At 72.1% G+C, this 19,711-nt stretch carries 17 protein-coding genes and 1 pseudogene; 11 read left to right on the top strand and 7 right to left on the bottom strand.

Annotated elements, in window-relative coordinates; translation table 11 throughout:
- Positions 1-30: 30 nt before the first annotated feature.
- Positions 31-2,427 carry an HAD-IC family P-type ATPase gene (locus BLW57_RS18030; RefSeq protein ID WP_093475798.1) on the bottom strand — a complete coding sequence of 799 codons (2,397 nt, stop codon included), beginning with the start codon at positions 2,425-2,427 and terminating at the stop codon, positions 31-33.
- A 53-nt stretch (positions 2,428-2,480) separates the two neighbouring features.
- Positions 2,481-2,747, bottom strand: coding sequence for a DUF2530 domain-containing protein (locus BLW57_RS18025; RefSeq protein ID WP_073888094.1), 267 nt, complete (start codon positions 2,745-2,747; stop codon positions 2,481-2,483).
- Positions 2,748-2,897: 150 nt separating this feature from the next.
- Between BLW57_RS18025 and BLW57_RS18020 the strand changes: the two genes are divergently transcribed.
- The gene (locus tag BLW57_RS18020; protein WP_093475796.1) at positions 2,898-4,349 is read left to right on the top strand and encodes an NCS2 family permease; all 1,452 of its coding nucleotides are present in this window, start codon (positions 2,898-2,900) and stop codon (positions 4,347-4,349) included.
- Positions 4,350-4,365: 16 nt separating this feature from the next.
- On the opposite strand, the gene BLW57_RS18015 is transcribed toward BLW57_RS18020, so the two are convergent.
- The gene (locus tag BLW57_RS18015; RefSeq protein ID WP_093480751.1) at positions 4,366-4,548 is read right to left on the bottom strand and encodes a ribbon-helix-helix protein, CopG family; all 183 of its coding nucleotides are present in this window, start codon (positions 4,546-4,548) and stop codon (positions 4,366-4,368) included.
- Between the two features lie 154 nt (positions 4,549-4,702).
- Between BLW57_RS18015 and BLW57_RS18010 the strand changes: the two genes are divergently transcribed.
- Positions 4,703-5,140: a MarR family winged helix-turn-helix transcriptional regulator gene (locus BLW57_RS18010; protein ID WP_093475795.1), complete on the top strand. Its 438-nt coding sequence runs from the start codon at positions 4,703-4,705 to the stop codon at positions 5,138-5,140.
- Between the two features lie 101 nt (positions 5,141-5,241).
- Positions 5,242-6,513, top strand: a complete 1,272-nt coding sequence (locus BLW57_RS18005; RefSeq protein ID WP_256339509.1) for an MFS transporter — start codon at positions 5,242-5,244, stop codon at positions 6,511-6,513.
- Positions 6,514-6,541: 28 nt separating this feature from the next.
- Here BLW57_RS18005 and BLW57_RS18000 read toward each other — a convergent pair whose 3' ends face one another.
- A complete protein-coding gene (locus BLW57_RS18000; RefSeq protein WP_093475792.1) occupies positions 6,542-7,057 on the bottom strand; it encodes a GNAT family N-acetyltransferase in 516 nt (171 codons plus the stop codon).
- Positions 7,058-7,096: 39 nt separating this feature from the next.
- On the opposite strand from BLW57_RS18000, the gene thpR reads away from it, so the two are divergent.
- Both thpR and BLW57_RS17990 read left to right on the top strand, forming a co-directional pair.
- The gene (gene thpR, locus BLW57_RS17995; RefSeq protein WP_093475790.1) at positions 7,097-7,669 is read left to right on the top strand and encodes an RNA 2',3'-cyclic phosphodiesterase; all 573 of its coding nucleotides are present in this window, start codon (positions 7,097-7,099) and stop codon (positions 7,667-7,669) included.
- A gap of 173 nt (positions 7,670-7,842) precedes the next feature.
- Positions 7,843-8,829, top strand: coding sequence for an aldo/keto reductase (locus BLW57_RS17990; protein WP_093475788.1), 987 nt, complete (start codon positions 7,843-7,845; stop codon positions 8,827-8,829).
- A gap of 74 nt (positions 8,830-8,903) precedes the next feature.
- Here BLW57_RS17990 and BLW57_RS17985 read toward each other — a convergent pair whose 3' ends face one another.
- Positions 8,904-9,611: an SGNH/GDSL hydrolase family protein gene (locus tag BLW57_RS17985; RefSeq protein WP_093475787.1), complete on the bottom strand. Its 708-nt coding sequence runs from the start codon at positions 9,609-9,611 to the stop codon at positions 8,904-8,906.
- A gap of 89 nt (positions 9,612-9,700) precedes the next feature.
- On the opposite strand from BLW57_RS17985, the gene BLW57_RS17980 reads away from it, so the two are divergent.
- Positions 9,701-10,678, top strand: coding sequence for a hypothetical protein (locus BLW57_RS17980; protein WP_093475785.1), 978 nt, complete (start codon positions 9,701-9,703; stop codon positions 10,676-10,678).
- A 116-nt stretch (positions 10,679-10,794) separates the two neighbouring features.
- On the top strand, positions 10,795-11,157 hold the full coding sequence (locus tag BLW57_RS17975; RefSeq protein WP_093475784.1) for a hypothetical protein: 363 nt from the start codon (positions 10,795-10,797) through the stop codon (positions 11,155-11,157).
- A gap of 261 nt (positions 11,158-11,418) precedes the next feature.
- On the opposite strand, the gene serC is transcribed toward BLW57_RS17975, so the two are convergent.
- Entirely contained in the window at positions 11,419-12,537 is a 1,119-nt protein-coding gene (gene serC, locus BLW57_RS17970) for a phosphoserine transaminase (RefSeq protein ID WP_093475782.1), read from the bottom strand.
- Positions 12,538-12,693: 156 nt separating this feature from the next.
- Here serC and BLW57_RS17965 point away from each other — a divergent pair, with 156 nt between their 5' ends.
- From BLW57_RS17965 to BLW57_RS17950, 4 genes and pseudogenes are all read left to right on the top strand, one after another.
- Positions 12,694-15,600, top strand: a complete 2,907-nt coding sequence (locus BLW57_RS17965) for an FAD-binding and (Fe-S)-binding domain-containing protein (protein ID WP_093475780.1) — start codon at positions 12,694-12,696, stop codon at positions 15,598-15,600.
- Positions 15,597-16,359: pseudogene (locus BLW57_RS17960) on the top strand (metallophosphoesterase). The gene BLW57_RS17965 and the pseudogene BLW57_RS17960 overlap by 4 nt, the downstream one beginning before the upstream one ends.
- A 54-nt stretch (positions 16,360-16,413) precedes the next feature.
- Positions 16,414-17,535 (top strand): lipid II:glycine glycyltransferase FemX, encoded by a 1,122-nt coding sequence (locus BLW57_RS17955; RefSeq protein ID WP_093475779.1) that lies wholly within the window; start codon positions 16,414-16,416, stop codon positions 17,533-17,535.
- Between the two features lie 151 nt (positions 17,536-17,686).
- On the top strand, positions 17,687-18,628 hold the full coding sequence (locus BLW57_RS17950; RefSeq protein ID WP_093480750.1) for an EamA family transporter: 942 nt from the start codon (positions 17,687-17,689) through the stop codon (positions 18,626-18,628).
- 322 nt (positions 18,629-18,950) lie between these two features.
- Here the strand turns inward: BLW57_RS17950 and BLW57_RS17945 are convergent, their stop codons facing one another.
- Positions 18,951-19,694 (bottom strand): class I SAM-dependent methyltransferase, encoded by a 744-nt coding sequence (locus BLW57_RS17945; protein ID WP_093475778.1) that lies wholly within the window; start codon positions 19,692-19,694, stop codon positions 18,951-18,953.
- Between the last annotated feature and the right edge of the window lie 17 nt (positions 19,695-19,711).

Raw genomic sequence — 19,711 nt, 5'->3', positions numbered from 1 at the left:
CCGAGCCGCCCCGGATCTCGACGGCGAAGCTCAGCACAGCGCCCGGCGGTCGATCCACTTCCAGAGGAACTCCAGGGCGGCGGCCGCCACCACCGCCACCCCCACCGCGGTCCACGGCATCCGCACACCGATCAGGTCGAGCGCGAAGAAGCTCTGCAGGGCCGGCACGGCGAGGACGAGCAGGAACGCGGCGCCCATCGCGGCCACCAGGACCACCCGCCACCAGGTGTAGGGGCGGGCGATGATCGCCAGGACCCACATGGAGACCAGGAACAGGGTCAGGGTGGCCGCGCTGGTCTCCGCCTCCAGGGCGCCCGGCCCGTTGTAGTGGTGGCGGGCGAGCAGGTACGTCAGGAAGGTCGCCGCCCCGGCCACCACCCCGCCGGGGATCGCGTACCGCATCACCCGGCGCACGAAGTGGGGTCTGGCCCGCTCCTTGTTGGGGGCGAGGGCCAGGAAGAACGCCGGGACGCCGATGGTCAGGGTGGACAGCAGGGTCAGGTGCCGGGGCAGGAACGGGTACTCCACCTGCCAGCACACCACCAGCAGCGCCAGCAGCACCGAGTAGACGGTCTTCACCAGGAACAGGGTCGCCACGCGCGTGATGTTGCCGATCACCCGGCGGCCCTCGCCCACCACCGACGGCAGGCTCGCGAAGCTGTTGTCCAGCAGGACGATCTGCGCCACCGCGCGGGTCGCCTCCGAACCCGAGCCCATGGCCACCCCGATGTCGGCGTCCTTGAGCGCGAGCACGTCGTTCACCCCGTCGCCGGTCATCGCGACGGTGTGCCCGTTCGACTGGAGCGCGCCGACCATGTCCCGCTTCTGCTGCGGGGTGACCCGCCCGAACACGGTGCCCGCGTCCAGCGCCTTCGCCATCCCGGCCCGGTCGTCGGGCATCCGCCGCGCGTCCACCGCCGTACCGTCCAGACCCAGCTTGGCGGCGACCGCGCCCACCGACACCGCGTTGTCCCCGGAGATCACCTTCGCCCGGACGCTCTGGTCCGCGAAGTAGCGCAGGGTCGTCGAGGCGTCGGGCCGCAGCCGCTGCTCCAGGACGACGAGGGCGGTGGGGCGGGCGCCCCGGGACGGCTCGGGATCGTCCAGGTCGCGGCGCGCGCGGGCCAGCAGCAGGACCCGCAGCCCCTGCTCGTTGAGGCGCTCGGTCTCGGACAGGGCCGGGTCCTCGGGGGCGAGGAGGACGTCGGGGGCGCCCAGCAGCCAGGTGCTGGTCTCCCCGTCGCCCTCGCTGAACGCGGCCCCGCTGTACTTGCGGGCGGAGGAGAAGGGCAGCGACTCCACGCACCGCCAGTCCTCGCTGTCCGGGTAGGCGTCGATGATCGCCTGGAGGGAGGCGTTGGGCCGGGGGTCGGACTCGCCCAGGGCGCCCAGCACCCGCCGTACGTACGTCTCGTCGGCCCCGTCCAGCGGCCTGAGGCCGGTGACGTCCATGCCGCCCTCGGTGAGCGTGCCGGTCTTGTCCAGGCAGACGGTGTCGATCCGGGCGAGCCCCTCGATCGCCGGCAGCTCCTGCACCAGGCACTGTTTGCGGCCCAGCCGGATGACGCCGATGGCGAAGGCGACGGAGGTGAGGAGCACCAGCCCCTCGGGGACCATCGGCACGATCCCGCCGATGGTGCGGGCGACGGCGTCCTTCAGCTCGTTGTCCTTGACCACGAGCTGCGTGAGAACCAGGCCGATCGCGGCCGGGACCATCATCCAGGTGACGTACTTGAGGATCGTGGAGATGCCGGTGCGCAGCTCGGAGTGGACGAGGGTGAACCGGGAGGCCTCCTCGGCCAGCTGGGCCGCGTAGGCCTCGCGGCCGACCTTGGTGGCCGTGAAGGCGCCGCCGCCCGCGACCACGAAACTGCCGGACATGACCGGGTCGCCGGGACGTTTGACGACGGGGTCGGCCTCGCCGGTGAGCAGCGACTCGTCGATCTCCAGCCCGTCGGCCTCCGCGCACACCCCGTCGACGACGACCTTGTCCCCGGGGCCGATCTCGATGAGGTCGTCGAGCACGATCTCGTCGGTGGGGATCTCGGTGGCGACCCCGTCCCGCCGTACCGTCGGCCGGGCCTCCCCGATCACGGCCAGGGAGTCGAGGGTCTGCTTGGCGCGCCACTCCTGGACGATGCCGATGCCGGTGTTGGCGATGATCACGAAGCCGAAGAGGCTGTCCTGGATCGGCGCGACGAACAGCGTGATCAGCCAGAGCACGCCGATGATCGCGTTGAACCGGGTGAAGACGTTGGCGCGGACGATCTCGCCCAGTGACCGGCTGCTGCGCACCGGTACGTCGTTGACCTGCCCCCGTGAGCGCCGCTGAGCCACCTCCGACGCGGTCAGCCCCTCCGGCCGGCTCTCGGGCAGGGCCACCGGGTGCACGGGGTCCAGCTCCGCGCCCGCGTCTATGTGGGTCATGTTCTCGACGGTACGTGCGGATGTGCCCGGCCACCTGCCGAGCGGCGGTACGGCTACTTCGCCGGGACCGCCGTCGGCTCGGCGGACCGCTTGATCGCCGCGTCCCTCCGGCGGACGTACCAGATGCCGATCAGCCCGAGACCGCCACCGGCCAGGCAGGTCCACAGCCACCACAGGTGCCCGTGGTCGTCGAACCAGCCGTAGAAGGGCAGCTGCACCAGGAAGAGGACGAACCACACGATCGTGCCGCCGGTGATGGTGGCGACCACGGGCCCCTCCAGGGGCTCCGGCGCCTCGTGCTTGGGGGTCCACTTCGCCATGGGCACAGCTTAAGGGCCGCCACGGTCTACGCGCGGAGATAGCGATCTCGGACTCATACGTTCATACTGAAACCGTTTGTCTTTGGCCACTTCTGTTCGTATGAAAGTCCAACGAGGCTCGGGGGAACCCCGTTGGTGATGAGGTCTCGCATGTCCACCTCGGCACCTGCCAAGGTCCCCACCCCCGAGAAGCCGGGCGGTACGCCGGGCTTCGGCGCCCTCGACCGCTTCTTCAAGATCTCCGAGCGCGGCAGCTCCGTCGCCCGCGAGATCCGGGGCGGTCTCGCCACCTTCTTCGCGATGGCGTACATCATCGTGCTGAACCCGATCATCCTGAGCAGCGCGAAGGACATGTACGGGCACCACCTGGACAACGCCCAGCTGGTGACGGCGACGGCGGTGACGGCCGCGTTCACCACGCTGCTGATGGGCGTCATCGGCAACGTGCCGATCGCACTCGCCGCCGGCCTCGGCGTCAACTCGGTCGTCGCGCTCCAGCTCGCGCCCCGTATGAGCTGGCCGGACGCCATGGGCATGGTCGTGCTGGCCGGCGTCGTGGTGATGCTGCTGGTCGCCACGGGCCTGCGTGAGCGGGTGATGAACGCCGTGCCGTTCGGCCTGCGCAAGGCCATCTCGATCGGTATCGGCCTGTTCATCATGCTGATCGGCCTCGTCGACTCCGGGTTCGTCACCCGGATGCCGGACGCCGCCCAGACCACGGTCCCGCTCCAGCTCGGCGTCGGCGGTCACCTCACCGGCTGGCCGGTGCTGATCTTCATCCTGGGCGCGCTGCTCACCTTCGCGCTGATCGTCCGCAAGGTGCCGGGCGCGATCCTGATCTCGATCGTCGGCATGACCGTCCTCGCGGTGATCATCAACGCGGTCGCCACCATCCCGTCCTGGGGCCTGACCGTCCCGAAGTGGCCCGGCAACCCGGTCGCCACCCCCGACTTCGGCCTGATCGGCCAGGTCAGCCTGTTCGGCGGCTTCTCCAAGGTCGGCGTGCTGACCGGAGTCCTCTTCGTCTTCACGGTTCTGCTGTCGTGCTTCTTCGACGCCATGGGCACGATCATGGGCGTCAGCGACGAGGCCAAGCTGACCGACGCCCAGGGCTACATGCCCGGCATCAACAAGGTCCTGTTCGTCGACGGCCTCGCGGTCGCGGCGGGCGGTGCCAGCTCCTCCTCGGCCACCACCGCGTTCGTGGAGTCCACGGCCGGGGTCGGCGAGGGCGCCCGCACGGGTCTCGCCAACGTCGTCACCGGCGGTCTCTTCGCGGTCGCGCTGTTCCTCACGCCGATCGCCACGATGGTGCCGTCCCAGGCGGCCACCCCGGCGCTGATCGCGGTCGGCTTCCTGATCCTGTCGAACTCCGTCAAGGAGATCGACTGGGCGGACTACACGATCGCCATCCCGGCCTTCGTGACGATGCTGATGATGCCGTTCACCTACTCGATCACCAACGGCATCGGCATGGGCTTCATCACCTTCACCGTGCTGCGCCTGGCCGCCGGCCGGGCCCGGGAGATCCCGGCCGCGATGTACGTCGTCTCGGCGGTGTTCGCCTTCTACTACCTGATGCCGGCCCTCGGCCTCACCTGACGGGGGTCCTGCGGCGTCACGTGACGCCGTAGAACTTCTCCGTCTCCTCGACGGCGGACTGGAAGCGTTCGTCGAAGTCGTCCCGGATGAGCGTGCGGACCACATAGTCCTGCACGCTCATCCCCCTTTTGGCCGCGTGGTGCCGGAGCCTTTCGAGCAGCTCCCCGTCCATCCGCAGGCTGAGCACACTGGTCCCCATGGCTACGAGGGTCGCCACATCCGGCCACCCCATGCGTCACTTTCCGATATCGACTCACCCATACGGGTGATCCGAGGGTTCAGTGGCCAGAGTCACGGGCACGGCGTGCGTGTCGAGTGGTCTTTAGCGAGAGTAATGAGTTACGCTAAAGAACATGCCGGACCTTACCCATGGCGACGACGCTGCCGCCGTGAACGCCCTCCGCTCCGCCGTGATGCGGCTGTCCCGTCGGCTCAAGCACCAGCGGGTCGACGAGTCGCTGAGCCCCACCGAGATGTCGGTGCTCGGCACCCTCGCGCGCTGCGGCAGTGCCACCCCGGGCGAGCTCGCCCGCAAGGAGCACGTCCAGCCGCCCTCGATGACCCGCATCGTCGCGCTGCTCGAAGCCAAGGGCCTGGTCCGGCTGGAGCCGCATCCGGAGGACCGGCGCCAGAAGGTCGTCACCCAGACCGAGCAGGCCGAGGCCATGCTCGAGGAGAGCCGCCGCAAGCGCAACGCGTTCCTGGCGGGCCTCGTCGAGGCCCTCGACGAGGACGAGTGGGCCAAACTGCGCGCCGCCGCCCCCGTGCTGGAGAAGCTCGCACACCTTTAAGCACGCCATTCGAGGAGGCGACCCTTTTGAGTTCGGGATCCGGAGCACCTTCCGCCCCCGCACCGAGCACACCCACTACCCCCGTTCCCCGCAAGTCCTCGATGTTCAGCTCGCTGAAGATCCGGAACTACCGCCTCTTCTTCCTCGGCCAGGTCGTCTCGAACACCGGCACCTGGATGCAGCGCATCGCACAGGACTGGCTCGTCCTCAGCCTCACCGGCTCCTCGGCGGCCGTGGGCATCACCACGGCCCTGCAGTTCCTGCCGATGCTGCTCTTCGGCCTCTACGGCGGCGTCCTCGTGGACCGCCTGCCCAAGCGGCCGACGCTCCTGGTCACCCAGGCGTCGATGGCCCTCACCGGCCTCGCCCTGGCCTTCCTGACCCTCTCCGGGCACGTCCAGGTGTGGCACGTGTACGTCGCCGCCTTCGCCGTCGGCCTCGCCACCGTGCTCGACAACCCGGCCCGGCAGTCGTTCGTCTCCGAGATGGTCGGCCCCGAGCAGCTGCAGAACGCGGTCAGCCTGAATTCCGCGAACTTCCAGTCGGCCCGCCTGGTCGGCCCCGCCGTCGCCGGTCTGATGATCACCGGCGTGGGCACCGGCTGGGCGTTCCTCGCCAACGGCCTGTCCTTCGCCGCGCCCATCGCCGGCCTGCTGCTGATGCGCGCCCGCGACCTGCACGTGGTCGAACGCGCGCCCCGCGGCAAGGGCCAGCTGCGGGAGGGCCTGGACTACGTCGCCAAGCGGCCGGAGCTGATCTGGCCGATCGTCCTGGTGGGCTTCATCGGCACCTTCGGCTTCAACTTCCCGGTGTGGCTGTCGGCCTACGCGGACGACGTGTTCCGCTCCGGCGCCGGCTCCTACAGCCTCTTCAACACCCTGATGGCCGTCGGCTCCCTGATCGGCGCCCTGCTCGCCGCCCGGCGCGGCACGGCCCGGCTGCGGGTCCTGATCGCCGCCGCGGTGGCCTTCGGCACCCTGGAGACGGTGGCCGCCGTGGCGCCGTCGTACTGGCTGTTCGCGCTGCTCATGGTGCCCATCGGGATCTTCGGGCTCACGGTGAACGTCACCGCGAACACCGCCGTGCAGATGGCCACCGACCCGGCCATGCGCGGTCGGGTCATGGCCCTGTTCATGATGGTGTTCATGGGCGGGACGCCGCTGGGCGCACCCGTGGTCGGCTGGATCACCGACACCTACGGCGCCCGGGTCGGCTTCGCCCTCGGCGGTGTCGTCTCCGCCGTCGCCGCGGCCGGCATCGGCCTGGTCCTCACCCGCATCGGGGGCCTGCGCCTCGCGGTGGGCTGGCACCGGGGCCATCCGCGGGTCCGCTTCGTCCCGCGCGAGCGGGAACAACTGGCGACGGCGGCCTGAACCCGCCGCGCCGGCGCCGGAGGGTCCGCTACAGGACCCTCCGGGCCAGCACCTGGCCGGGCCAGGCGTTCGCCCCGTGGGTGAAGGGCTCGGTCCGGATGAATCCGTTGCTCTCGTAGTAGGCGACCAGCTTGCCGTCGTCGCCCGCGTAGCAGTCCACCCGCAGCAGGGAGATCCCCGCCCGCCGGGTCACCTGGGCCGCGTGGGCGAGCAGCGCGGCACCGGCGCCCCGCCCCTTGAACCGGCGGTCGGAGGCGAGCAGGTGGATGTAGCGCTCGGGCTCGTCGGCGGGCTCCAGATAGGGGCCCGGGCCCTCGCTGAGGGTCAGCGTGGCCGCCGGGACGCCGTCTATCTCGGCGAAGTACGGCGTGCCCGTGCTGGCGTACCGCTGCACCAGGTCCACCGCCCGGGGATCGCCCGACCAGGGCTCGGTCCCCCACTGCCCGGTCCGGCCCTGTGAGACCAGCCACTCCACCGAGCTGTCCAGCATGCCGAGGATCAGGGGAGCGTCGTCGGGGCCGCCTTCGCGGATGATGATCGTCATCGGTCCATCATGCCCACGTCGGTCTGGGAAGGTGAAGGCATGAGACTCTTCGCGGCGGTGCTCCCGCCGGAGCACGTCGTCCAGGAACTCGCCGCCGAGGTCGCCGAGTTGCGGCGGCTTCCCGGCGCGGAGCGGCTGCGCTGGACCCACCGCCCGGGCTGGCACTTCACCCTCGCCTTCTACGGCGAGGTCGCCGACGATCTCGTACCGGAGCTGTCGGAGCGCCTCGCGAGCGCGGCCCGCCGTACGGCGCCGTTCGAGCTGGCCCTGTCCGGCGGCGGTCAGTTCGGTCACGGCAAGGCCCTGTGGACGGGGGCCGCGGGGGACGTGGAGGCGCTGCGGCTGCTGGCCGACCGGGCGGAGGCGGCGGCCCGGAAGGCGGGCGTGCCGATGGGCGAGCACCGGCGGTACAAGGCCCACCTGACGGTGGCGCGCAGCCGGGACTCCCTCGACGTCCGGCCGTACACCGAGCTGCTGCACGGCTTCACCGGCCGGCCCTGGACGGTGGGCGAGCTGGTGCTGGTGCGCAGCAATCTGCCGCGGTCCGGGGTGCCGGGGGAGCAGCCGCGGTACGAGGCGGTTGCCCGCCGGCCACTCGGCGGGGTTGGTTAGGCTCGGGGGCGTGGACCCGAAGACGCGGAACCGGATCATGGCCGGTGTGCTTGTGCTGATGTTCGTCGTGGTCGCCGTCGCGGCGGCCGTCAGGTAGTTCCCCGCGCGTGCCGTGCGAAGGGAGAGAGCCGCTCCTTGCCTGGAGCGGACTCGAAGCAGTTGGCTGGTGACCCATGAAGTACACGCAGCTCGGACGTACCGGACTCAAGGTCAGCCGACTCGTTCTCGGCACGATGAACTTCGGTCCGCAGACAGACGAATCAACCAGCCACGGCATCATGGACGCCGCTCTCGACGCAGGTCTGAACTTCGTGGACACGGCCAACGTCTACGGGTGGGGTGAGAACAAGGGCCGCACCGAGGAGATCATCGGTGCCTGGTTCGCCCAGGGCGGCCGGCGCGACAGGACGGTCCTCGCCACCAAGGTGTACGGGAACATGTCGGGCGACGGGGACGTCTGGCCCAACCACGACAAGCTCTCCGCGGTGAACATCCGCCGGGCCGTCGACGCCTCCCTCAAGCGGCTGCAGACGGACTACATCGACATCTACCAGTTCCATCACATCGACCGGTCGACCCCGTTCGAGGAGATCTGGCAGGCGATCGACGTCCTGGTCCAGCAGGGCAAGATCCTCTACGCGGGTTCGTCCAACTTCCCCGGCTACAAGATCGCCCAGGCCAACGAGACCGCCGCCCGGCAGGGCCGTATGGGCCTGGTCAGCGAGCAGTGCCTCTACAACCTCGCCGAGCGCCGCGCCGAGATGGAGGTCATCCCCGCCGCGGAGGACTACGGGCTCGGTGTCATCCCCTGGTCACCGCTGCACGGAGGACTGCTCGGCGGCGTCCTCAAGAAGGAGGCCGCACAGGGGCGCCGGGCGAGCGGCCGCGCCGCCGACGCGCTCAAGGACAGCAAGACCCGCGAGCAGATCCAGGCGTACGAGGACCTCCTCGACAAGCACGGCCTGGAGCACGGTGAGGCGGCGCTGGCCTGGCTGCTGACCCGGCCCGGCGTCACCGGCCCGATCGTGGGCCCGCGCACGCGGGAGCAGCTGGACTCGGCGCTGCGCGCCCTGGAGCTGGAGCTGAGCGAGGAGCTGCTGACGTCCCTGGATGAGATCTTCCCCGGTCCGGGACCGTCTCCCGAAGCCTTCGCATGGTGAGGTAGCGGGTCCGGGTGAGGGGCCGTCGCCTTCCGCTCGCGTCGAAGCGAGTGGGAGCCGACGGCTCCGCCGATTCACCCGGAGGCCGCCCTGCCGGGTCGGGCCGGGACGGGTGCGTAGGGTCCGCCGATGTCCCATGCCTCCCGCATCGCCGTGGCGAACGCCTCCGCGATGCGGTGCTCGCCGTTCGCGTTCGGATGCGTGCCGTCGTAGGTGTCGGTGTGGATGTCCCACGACTCGGGCGTCGAGGCCAGCAGGACCGGTGCGCGGGGCTCGTCCACGTCGGCCACCGTCTTGGCGAGCAGCACGTTGAAGGCGTCCACCTCGGCGGCGAAGGACGCGTCCGCGTCGGCCCGGACGTTCGGGATCACGGGGAGCAGCACCATGCGGATGCGCGGGCGGACCGCGCGGGCCTCGGCGACGAACGCCCGCACGTTCTCGGCCGTCTGCTCGGCGTTCGTGTAGAAGCCCAGGTCGATCAGGCCCAGGGAGACCAGCAGGACGTCGGGCCGGTGCGCACGGACCGCGTCGCCGATCAGCGGGGCCATGTGCAGCCAGCCCTCGCCCCAGCCCGCCAGGTGGGCGCGCGGGAAGCCGGGATCGGCGTAGGCGAGGGACGTCGGCGCGTCGGCGCCCTTGTCGTACAGCTCCTCGCGCGGGCCGACGAGGGTGAACGGTCCGCCGTACGTCGTGCACAGGTGCCGCCACAGCCGGTGACGCCACGTGTGTTCGCCCGCGCTCCCGATCGTCATCGAGTCGCCTACGGGCATGATCCTGAGCATCCGCTCATGATGGACGGTCCCGGCCGCCCGTGGGGTGTGAGGCCCACCACGCCCCGCGAACCACCCGCGGTGATGGCAGGCTTGGGGGCATGCGTCGATCGTCCGCCCTCCTCGCCGGGGTGCTGCTCACCGGTGTCTGTGCGCTGCCCGCCGCCGCCTCCGCCGCCGAAGGTGACGGCGACCAGGGGTTCACCATCAAGGACCCCAGGATCACCGAGTCCAGCGGGCTGGCCGCCTCCCGGCTGCACCCCGGGATCTACTGGACGCACAACGACAGCGACGACGGGCCCTACCTGTACGCCGTGGACAGCCGGACCGGGAAGACCGTCGCCCGGCTGACCCTGCGCGGCATCGGCGCCCCGCGCGACGTCGAGGCCATCTCCGTCGGACCGCACGACGAGATCTACGTCGGCGACATCGGCGACAACCTCGGCGGCAAGTGGCCGTACGTGTGGATCTACCGGCTGCCCGAGCCCAAGGTGCTGAAGGACGAGACGGTCACCGCCACGCAGTACGTCGTGAAGTACGAGAACGGGCCGCGCGACGCCGAGTCGCTGCTCGTCCACCCGAAGACCGGGCGGGTGTACATCATCGACAAGAAGGAGGACGGCGGGCACCTGTACGAGGGGCCGGCCACCCTCTCCACCTCCGGAGCGAACGTCTTCCGGCCGGTCGCCCCGGTCGACCTGTGGGCCACCGACGCCGCGTTCTCCCCGGACGGCGGACAGTTCGCCGTGCGCGGCTACTTCGGCGGGATCCTCTACGGCTTCGACGGCGGCCGGATCGAGCGCGAGGGCCGCCTGGAGGTGCCGTGGCAGGGGCAGGGCGAGTCCCTCACCTACTCCGCCGACGGAACGAAGCTGATGTACGGCAGCGAGGGCGCGCAAAGCTCCGTCCAGGCCAAGGACGCCCCCGCGCGCGCGGACGGCAAGGCGCCCTCGGCGAACGGCAGTTCCGGATCCGGGCAGGACGAGGCCGGCAGTACGGGCCTCCAGGTCGGTGCCGTCGTCGCGGCCGTCGGCGTGGTGGCCCTCCTCGGCCTGCGCCGACTGCGCCGCCGCGACTGACCCTCACCTGTCCGGCCGCACCGGCCGGGCGGCGGCGCGCCGGATCGGGCAGGCTGAAGACGTTTCGCGGGACAGGGGGCCCGGATGTGGTCCCGCCCCACCGAACGGGAGCCCTGATGCAGGGTCATGTCATGCGGGCCGCCAGGCGGACCGGCCTGATCGCCGCCGCCCTGGGTCTGGCCGTCCCCACGGCCACCGCCTCCGCCGAGGCCGCCCCGCGGCAGGCGGCGCCCGCCGTGGCCGAGGCCGTCGTCGTCCACTCGCGATCGGCCACGCTGACGCTGAACGGACCACTGACCGGCGGCCCGGAGACGATCGACGTCACAGGCCGCATCTCGGTCGCGGTGGTCACCCGCACCGACACGGGCGGCGGCGGAGTCGCCCGGATCGTCAGCCGTCTGCAGAACACCACCGGCGTCGGCCGGACGACCGGCCGCACCTACCAGTTCGTCGGCGCCGACGAGAACACCGTCTTCTGACCGCCGGGCCCCATCTTCCCGCTGGTCGTCTTCCCCAGGTTCCTGCGGATCGTCCCGCCGAACCCGATCGTGCCCCCCAATCCGGTCCAGCCCGTCCGTGTCGCCGTCACCCTTTCGGGGACCGGCGAGATCACGGACATCAGCGCCTCGGTGGCTCGACCGCCCGCGCCCTGACGCCGGTTCCCGGTCCGCGCGACCGCGACGAGAAGAGGCGCCCGGTTGTCCGCCGGGCGCCTCTTGTCGTCGTACAGCCGGTACCGGCTACAGCTTCTCGATCACGTGGTCGACGCACTTCGTCAGCGCCTCGACGTCCGCCGGGTCGATCGCCGGGAACATCGCGACGCGCAGCTGGTTGCGGCCCAGCTTGCGGTACGGCTCGGTGTCCACGACGCCGTTGGCGCGCAGCACCTTGGCGACGGCGGCCGCGTCGATCTCGTCGGAGAAGTCGATGGTGCCGATGACCTGCGAGCGCTTGGCCGGGTCCGCCACGAACGGGGTCGCGTACTTGGACTCCTCCGCCCAGGAGTACAGGCGGGTCGAGGAGTCCTTGGTGCGGGCCGTGGACCAGGCGAGACCGCCCTGGCCGTTGAGCCACTCCAACTGCTCGTTCAGCAGGAAGAGGGTGGCGAGGGCCGGGGTGTTGTAGGTCTGGTTCTTGCGGGAGTTGTCGATCGCCGTGGGCAGCGAGAAGAACTCCGGCACGTGCCGGCCGGACGCGTGCACCCGCTCGGCGCGCTCGATCGCGGCCGGGGAGAAGACGCCGATCCACAGGCCGCCGTCGGAGGCGAAGGACTTCTGCGGGGCGAAGTAGTAGACGTCGGTCTCGGCGATGTCGACCGGGAGGCCGCCCGCGCCGGAGGTGGCGTCCACCAGCACGAGCGCGCCCTCGTCGGCGCCGGCCACGCGCTTGATCGGCATGGCCACACCGGTGGAGGTCTCGTTGTGCGTGAAGGCGTACACGTCGACGCCCGCCTCCGCGCGCGCCTCCGGGTGGGTGCCCGGGTCGGCGGAGACGACGGTGGGCTCGGCCAGCCAGGGGGCGAGCTTGGCGGCCTTGGCGAACTTCGAGGAGAACTCGCCGAAGGTGAGGTGCTGGGACTTGGACTCGATCAAACCGTGGGTGGCGATGTCCCAGAAGGCGGTGGAGCCGCCGTTGCCGAGGACCACCTCGTAGCCCTCGGGCAGGGAGAACAGCTCGGAGATGCCCTCGCGGACCTTGCCGACCAGGTTCTTCACGGGCGCCTGGCGGTGGGAGGTGCCGAGGAGGGAGGTACCGGTGGCGGCGAGGGCGTCCAGCGCCTCGGTGCGCACCTTGGAGGGACCCGCGCCGAAGCGTCCGTCGGCGGGCTTGATGTCAGAGGGGATCTGGATGTCGGCCACGGAAGGAGGTTAACCGCTGGTGGATCGCCGGGTGGAGACGTGTCCGTTCGATGAGACGAGATCACCGGGACGTGGATTTGTGATGTCGTACGACAATTACGGCGGGGCTGTGGACAACTCGCGGTGACCGTGCGTGTCCGGATGCATGCTGGACGCATGACAGATCTCGCGGCCGCGCTGCGCAAGGCCGTCCGGGGTGAGGTCGGCTTCGACGTCACCGACCGGGCGCTCGTCACCATGGACGCGTCCAACTACCGGCGCGTTCCGCTGGGTGTGGTCGCGCCGAGAGACGCCGACGACGTGGCCGCCGCGCTGGAGGTGTGCCGGGCGCGCGGAGTGCCGGTGGTGGCGCGCGGCGGTGGCACGTCGATCGCCGGGCAGGCGACGGGCACGGGAGTGGTGCTGGACTTCACCCGGCACATGACCGGCCTGCTGGAGCTGGACCCGGGCAGCCGCACGGCCGTCGTGCAGCCCGGACTGGTCCTGGACCGGCTCCAGGAGGCCGCCGCCCCGTACGGGCTGCGGTTCGGCCCGGACCCCTCCACGCACAGCCGGTGCACGCTCGGCGGCATGATCGGCAACAACTCGTGCGGCTCCCACTCGGTCGCCTGGGGCACCACCGCGGACAGTGTCCGCGAGCTGTCCGTCGTCACCGCGCGCGGCCGTCGGCTGCGGCTGGGCCGGGACTGGGCCGGGGCACCGGACGGCCTGCGCGAGCTGGTGGAAGGGGACCTGGCCCGTCTGCGCACGGGTTTCCCGGACCTGCCCCGCCGCATCTCCGGGTACGCGCTGGACGCGCTGCTGCCCGAGAAGGGCGCCGACGTCGCCCGTTCCTTCTGCGGCTCCGAGGGCACCCTCGGCATCCTCACCGAGGCCGTCGTGGACCTGGTGGAAGCCCCTCGCGCCCGCGCCCTGGCGGTGCTGGGGTACGGCGACGAGAGCGCCGCCGCCGAGGCGGCGGCGGGACTGATGCCCCATGGGCCGCTGACCGTCGAGGGGATGGCGGCCGACCTGGTGCGCGAACCGGCGGGGCTGCCCCGGGGCGGCGCCTGGCTGTTCGTCGAGACCGGCGGGGAGTCGCCGGCCGGGGCACGCGCGCGTGCGGAGGAGATCGTGCGGGCGGCCGGCACCGCGGACGCGCTGGTGGTCACCGACCCCTCCGCCCAGCGGGTGTTGTGGCGCATCCGCGAGGACGCCAGCGGCACGGCCACCCGGATGCCGGACGGCAGCGAGGCGTGGCCCGGCTGGGAGGACTGCGCGGTGCCGCCCGCGCGGCTCGGCGCCTATCTGCGCGACTTCCGCGCGCTGCTGGCGGACCACGGCCTGCGCGGTACGCCGTACGGCCACTTCGGTGACGGCTGCATCCACGTCCGCATCGACTTCGACCTGCTCACCGAGGCGGGCGTCGGCCGTTTCCGCGGCTTCTCCGAGGACCTGGCCGATCTGGTGGTGGCCCACGGCGGCTCACTGTCCGGGGAGCACGGCGACGGGCAGGCCCGCGCGGAGCTGCTGCCGCGGATGTACGGCGCGCGGACCGTCCGGCTCTTCGAGCGGGTCAAGGCCCTGTGGGACCCGGACGACCTGCTCAACCCCGGCATGCTGGTCCGCCCCGCGCCCCTCGACTCCAACCTCCGTTTCTCCGTCCTCCCGAGCCGCCCGGTCGACGTGGAGTTCGGGTACCCGGCCGACGGCGGCGACTTCGGCGCGGCCGTCCGCCGCTGCGTGGGCGTCGCCAAGTGCCGTACGGCCACGGCGGGCGGCGCCGCCGTGATGTGCCCCTCCTTCCGGGCGACCGGTGAGGAGGAGCACTCCACCCGCGGCCGGGCCCGGCTGCTGCACGAGATGCTCGCGGGTGAACTGGTCACCGACGGCTGGCGGTCCACGGAGGTGCGGGACGCCCTGGACCTGTGCCTGTCCTGCAAGGGCTGCCGCTCGGACTGCCCCGTGGGCGTCGACATGGCCACCTACAAGGCGGAGTTCCTGCACCATCACTACGCGGGCCGCCGCCGCCCCGCCGCCCACCGCAGCATGGGCAGGCTGCCGGAGTGGCTGCGCCTGGCCGCCGCCACACGGACGGCCCCGCTGCTCAACGCGCTCGCCGGAGGCGGTCCCTCGGCGCGGCTCGCCAAACGCCTGGGCGGCATCGCTCCCGAGCGGCGGCTCCCCCGCCTGGCGACGCGGACGTTCACCGGCTGGTGGCGCCGGAGGAAACCCGTCCCCCACCACTCCGGTGCACTGGTCGTGCTCTGGCCGGACACGTTCACCGAGCATCTGTCGCCGTCCGTCGGCCGGGCCGCCGTCAGGGTGCTGGAGGCCGCCGGGCTGCGGGTGGCGCTGCCACCGACGCTGGTCCCGCGCCGGGGTGCCGTCGGTGACGGCAGGACCAGGGCGGCGACCGCGCTGCTCGCCGCCCGCCGGGGCCGGGTCTGCTGCGGCCTCACCTATGTCTCCACCGGCCAACTCGACCGCGCCCGCACGGTCATGCGTCGCACGCTGGACCTGATGGAACCGGTGCTGCGGGCCGGCGTTCCCGTCGTCGTCCTGGAACCGAGCTGCGCGGCGGCCCTGCGCACCGACCTGCCCGAGCTGCTGCACGACGACCCGCGCGCCGCCTGGCTGGCCGCGTCCGTCCTCACCTTCGCGGAGGTGCTGCTCCGGTACGCCCCCGGCTGGACACCGCCCGCCGTCGACCGCCCGGTCGCCGGTCAGACCCACTGCCACCAGCACGCGGTCCTCGGCGACGACCCCGACCGCAGGCTGCGCGAGTCCGCGGGCCTCACCGGCGAGCTGAGCGGAGGCTGCTGCGGCCTCGCGGGCAACTTCGGCTTCGAGAAGGGCCACTTCGAGGTGTCCCGGGCCTGCGCGGAGGAGCAGCTCCTGCCGGCGGTGCGCGCGGCCCCGGCGGACACGGTGATCCTCGCGGACGGCTTCTCCTGCCGGACCCAGCTGGAGCAGCTGGCCGGCGTGCGCGGCCGGCACCTGGCGGAGGTGTTGGCGGAGGCGCTGGACGAGGGGCCGGCCGACGTGCCGGACCGGGGGACGTGGGGCGGAGGAGCCCGATGAGGGAGGAGTACGGACGGCTGGCCGTCCTGTCCGACGTCCACGGTGTGCTGCCCGCCCTGGAAGCCGTGCTGGCGGAGCCCGAGGTGGCCGCCGCCGACCGGATCGTCCTCACCGGGGACATCACGGCGGGCCCGCAGCCGGGCGCCGTGCTGGACCTGCTGCGGGCGCAGGGCGAGCGGGTGCTGTGGGTCGGCGGGAACGCGGACCGGGAGCTGGTGGAGTACCGGCGGGGCGAGCGGACGGAGATCCCCGACCCCATCGGCCCCTTCGCGGCACGGGAACTCACCGGGGAGCAGGTGGACTTCCTCGCCGCCCTGCCCCGCACGCTCACCCTGCGCGTCCGCGGTCTGGGCACCGTCCTGTTCTGCCACGCCACTCCCCGCGACGACGAGGAGGTCGTGCTCGTCGACTCCCGCCCCGCACGCTGGGCCGAGGTCCTCACCGGCCTGGACGCGGACATCGGCACGGTGGTCTGCGGCCACACCCACATGCCCTACGTCCGCCTCGCCCACGGCCGGCTGGTGGTCAACCCCGGCAGCGTTGCCGTACGGCCGGCCGGGCGCCCACTGGTGCCTCCTCGGGCCCGGCACCGACCTGCGCGTCACGCCGTACGACATACCGGCGGCCGTGGCCCGGCTGGTCCGGGAGTGCGCCTACCCGGACATCGCCGAGTGGGCCGGCTACTTCCTGCACGCGCGCGCGACCGACACGGAGGTGCTGGCGGCCTGGGGGCCGAGGGACGGCAGGGCCGATTCGTAGGCTGGGACGACCGCGATCTTCCCGGTGATCCCTGAATTCCAAGGAGCCCCGCGCATGAGTCTCACCGTCCGGCCGATCAGCCGTGCCGAGCATCTCGCCTTCGTGGACGCGCGTCCCTCGGCCAGTCACATGCAGGTGCCGTCGTGGGGCGATGTGAAGGCCGACTGGCAGGCGGAGAGCCTGGGCTGGTTCGAGCCGGACGGCAGGCTCTCCGGGGTGGGGCTGGTGCTGCTGCGCCCCCTGCCCAAGGTGAGGCGCTACCTGGCCTATCTGCCCGAGGGGCCGGTCATCGACTGGGCCGCGCCCAGTCTGGAGCGCCGGCTGGAGCCGATGGTGGCGTACCTCAAGAGCAGGGGCGCCTTCTCGGTGAAGATGGGGCCGCCCGTGGTGGCGCGGCGCTGGAGCCCGGAAGCGGTCAAGGCCGCGATCGCGGACCCGGACGCGCACCGGCTGGCGGACGTGCCGCCCACGTCGTACGAACAGGACGCCGTCGACCTGGCCGCCCGGCTGCGCCGGATGGGCTGGCGGCAGAGCGAGGCGGGCGGGGAGGAGGGCTTCGCCGCCGGGCAGCCCCGGTACGTGTGCCAGGTGCCGTTCGCCGGGCGGTCGCTCGAGGACGTCCAGCGGGGGCTCAACCAGCAGTGGCGGCGCAACGTCCGCAAGGCCGAGAAGGCGGGCGTGAAGGTCGTCCGCGGGGGCCTCGACGACCTGCCGGTCTTCTACGACCTCTACACCGAGACCGCCGAACGGGACCGGTTCATCCCTCGCCCGCTGCCGTACTTCCAGCGGATGTGGACCGCGCTCACCGCCGAACATCCCGACCGGATGCGGCTGTACCTCGCCCACCACGAGGGTGACGTCCTGGCCGCGGCCACGATGCTGGTCGTGGGCGGGCACGTCTGGTACTCCTACGGCGCCTCCACCAGCCGCAGGCGCGAGGTGCAGCCCAACAACGCGATGCAGTGGCGCATGATGTGCGACGCCCATGAGCTGGGTGCCCACGTCTACGACTTCCGGGGCATCACCGACACCCTGGAGGAGTCGAACCACCTGCTCGGTCTGCTCCGCTTCAAGGTGGGCGCGGGCGGCGAGGCGGTGGAGTACGTGGGGGAGTGGGACCTCCCGCTGAACCGCCTGCTGCACAAGGCGCTCGACGTCTACATGGCCCGCCGCTGAGAACCGGTCCGGTTCGGCATCCGAGGCGGCCGTCTCAATATCCAGGACAGCCACATAAGCGCTTCACACTCCTGACAGGGGTCTACTACCCTGGACTCGGCAGTACATCAAGGTGAACAAGATCCGCTTCCGAGTCAGCCAGGACCGCCACGTGAGCACCCGCAGCGCCACCGCGCCCCCGACGCACCACGCACCCGCATCCCCGGGCGGTGGCGCCCCGGGCCGCCTCGGCTCCCTCGGACCGGTCGGACTCGTGCTCGCGGGCGGTGTCTCGGTGCAGTTCGGCGGCGCCCTCGCGGTGACGCTGATGCCCCGCGCCGGTGCCCTCGGGGTCGTGACCCTGCGGCTGCTCGTCGCGGCCGTGGTCCTGCTCGTCGTGTGCCGGCCCCGGCTGCGCGGGCACTCCCGCACCGACTGGGGCACGGTGATCGTGTTCGGCATCGCCATGGGCGCGATGAACGGCCTCTTCTACTCGGCGGTCGCCCGTATCCCGCTCGGCCCGGCGGTCACCCTGGAAGTCCTCGGCCCGCTGGCCCTCTCCGTGCTGGCCTCCCGCCGGGCGGTGAACGCGGTCTGGGCCGGCCTCGCGCTCGCGGGCGTCTTCCTGCTGGGCGGCGGAGGCTTCGGCGGGCTCGATCCCGTCGGTGTCGCCCTCGCCCTCGGGGCCGGCGCCATGTGGGCGGCGTACATCGTCTTCAGCGCGCGCACGGGTCGCCGCTTCCCGCAGGCGGACGGCCTCGCCCTCGCCATGGCGGTCGCGGCCCTGCTCTTCCTGCCCCTCGGCATCGCCGAGTCGGGCGGCCGCCTGCTGAACCCGACCACCGTCGCCCTGGGCTCGGCGGTCGCCCTGCTCTCCTCGGTCCTGCCCTACACCCTCGAACTCCTCGCCCTGCGCCGCCTGCCCGCCTCCACGTTCGCGATCCTCATGAGCCTGGAGCCGGCCCTCGCGGCGACGGCGGGCTTCCTGATCCTCGACCAGGCCCTGTCCGCCATGGAGGCCGCGGCGATCGCCCTGGTCATCGCGGCGAGCATCGGCGCGGTACGAACCCAGGTGGGCCGCGGCAAGCCACTGCCGAAGGTTCCGGAGGCGTGACACGGTCCGCCGTGACGGGAACCGGCCGTCGGGTCGGCCCTGCGGGCTGCCGGGGCTGGGCGCCCGCCGCCGCGGAGGGGCCGGCCGAGACGGCTCCCTGAAGCGTGACGCGGTCCGCTGCGGCGTGGATTCGGCCGGCGGTTCGGCCGGTCAGGCCGCGGGAGCTCGGTGCCGGCCGCTGCGGAGAGCCGGACTGTGGGGGCCGGCCGACGGGTTCGGCGGCGTTACACGGTTCCGCTGCGGCGGGCTCGGCCGGGACGGGGGGCCGATGGGCTCGTCGGTGCCGTTCCCGGCGGCCTGACGGCGGCTGCTCCCGAGGGACTCAGTCGGCGGGCTTCTCCCATACCGACACGTGCTGCCTGCTGTCACTGGTGAAGGGCTCCCGGGTCCAGCCGTCCCACCGCTCGCGCAGCCGGAGTCCAGCGATCCGGGCCATCAGGTCCAGCTCGGCGGGCCACGCGTACCGGAACGGGATCTCCAGGTAGCGCCCGCGCCCGTCCACGACCTCCACGTGGTGCGAGCTCATCGACTGCGTCGCCACGTCGTACAGGTCGAAGCCGAGCCGCCCGCCGTCCACCCGGAACGGCACCGCGTCCTGCCCGGGCGGCAGCCGCCGCAGATCGGGCACCACGACCTCGACGACGAAGCAGCCGCCGGGCGCCAGATGCTCCGCCGCGTTGCGGAAGCAGTCCACCTGGGCGTCCTGGGAGGTCAGGTTCATGATCGTGTTGTAGACGAGGTAGGCGACGGAGAAGTGGCCGTCCGCCTTCGCGGTCGCGAAATCCCCGACCGTCACCCCGATCGCGTCACTGCCCGGCTTGTCCCGCAGCCGCCGCACCATCGCCCGGGACAGCTCGATCCCGTGCACCTCGACACCGCGCCGCGCCAACGGCAGCGCGATCCGCCCCGTCCCGACCCCGAACTCCAGCGCCCGCCCACCGCCACCGGCGAGCTCCGCGAGAAACCCGACGACCGGGTCCACGACGTCCGCCGCGAACATCTGCGCGGACGACTCGTCGTACCCCGCCGCGACCACTTCCCCGAAGTAACCGTCGTCTTCTGTCACCGGGCGACCGTACTGCG

The organism is Streptomyces sp. 1222.5, assembly GCF_900105245.1.
Taxonomy (GTDB): domain Bacteria; phylum Actinomycetota; class Actinomycetes; order Streptomycetales; family Streptomycetaceae; genus Streptomyces; species Streptomyces albidocamelliae.
The sequence above is the reverse complement of the archived record's forward strand: the minus strand, read 5'-3'. Positions and strand labels throughout refer to the sequence as shown.

Coding starts and splice junctions, on each gene's coding strand:
- BLW57_RS18030 (WP_093475798.1), bottom strand. CDS start 2,427: ATGACCCACATAGACGCGGGCGCGGAGCTGGACCCCGTGCACCCGGTG.
- BLW57_RS18025 (WP_073888094.1), bottom strand. CDS start 2,747: ATGGCGAAGTGGACCCCCAAGCACGAGGCGCCGGAGCCCCTGGAGGGG.
- BLW57_RS18020 (WP_093475796.1), top strand. CDS start 2,898: ATGTCCACCTCGGCACCTGCCAAGGTCCCCACCCCCGAGAAGCCGGGC.
- BLW57_RS18015 (WP_093480751.1), bottom strand. CDS start 4,548: ATGGGGACCAGTGTGCTCAGCCTGCGGATGGACGGGGAGCTGCTCGAA.
- BLW57_RS18010 (WP_093475795.1), top strand. CDS start 4,703: ATGCCGGACCTTACCCATGGCGACGACGCTGCCGCCGTGAACGCCCTC.
- BLW57_RS18005 (WP_256339509.1), top strand. CDS start 5,242: ATGTTCAGCTCGCTGAAGATCCGGAACTACCGCCTCTTCTTCCTCGGC.
- BLW57_RS18000 (WP_093475792.1), bottom strand. CDS start 7,057: ATGACGATCATCATCCGCGAAGGCGGCCCCGACGACGCTCCCCTGATC.
- thpR (WP_093475790.1), top strand. CDS start 7,097: ATGAGACTCTTCGCGGCGGTGCTCCCGCCGGAGCACGTCGTCCAGGAA.
- BLW57_RS17990 (WP_093475788.1), top strand. CDS start 7,843: ATGAAGTACACGCAGCTCGGACGTACCGGACTCAAGGTCAGCCGACTC.
- BLW57_RS17985 (WP_093475787.1), bottom strand. CDS start 9,611: ATGCTCAGGATCATGCCCGTAGGCGACTCGATGACGATCGGGAGCGCG.
- BLW57_RS17980 (WP_093475785.1), top strand. CDS start 9,701: ATGCGTCGATCGTCCGCCCTCCTCGCCGGGGTGCTGCTCACCGGTGTC.
- BLW57_RS17975 (WP_093475784.1), top strand. CDS start 10,795: ATGCAGGGTCATGTCATGCGGGCCGCCAGGCGGACCGGCCTGATCGCC.
- BLW57_RS17965 (WP_093475780.1), top strand. CDS start 12,694: ATGACAGATCTCGCGGCCGCGCTGCGCAAGGCCGTCCGGGGTGAGGTC.
- BLW57_RS17955 (WP_093475779.1), top strand. CDS start 16,414: ATGAGTCTCACCGTCCGGCCGATCAGCCGTGCCGAGCATCTCGCCTTC.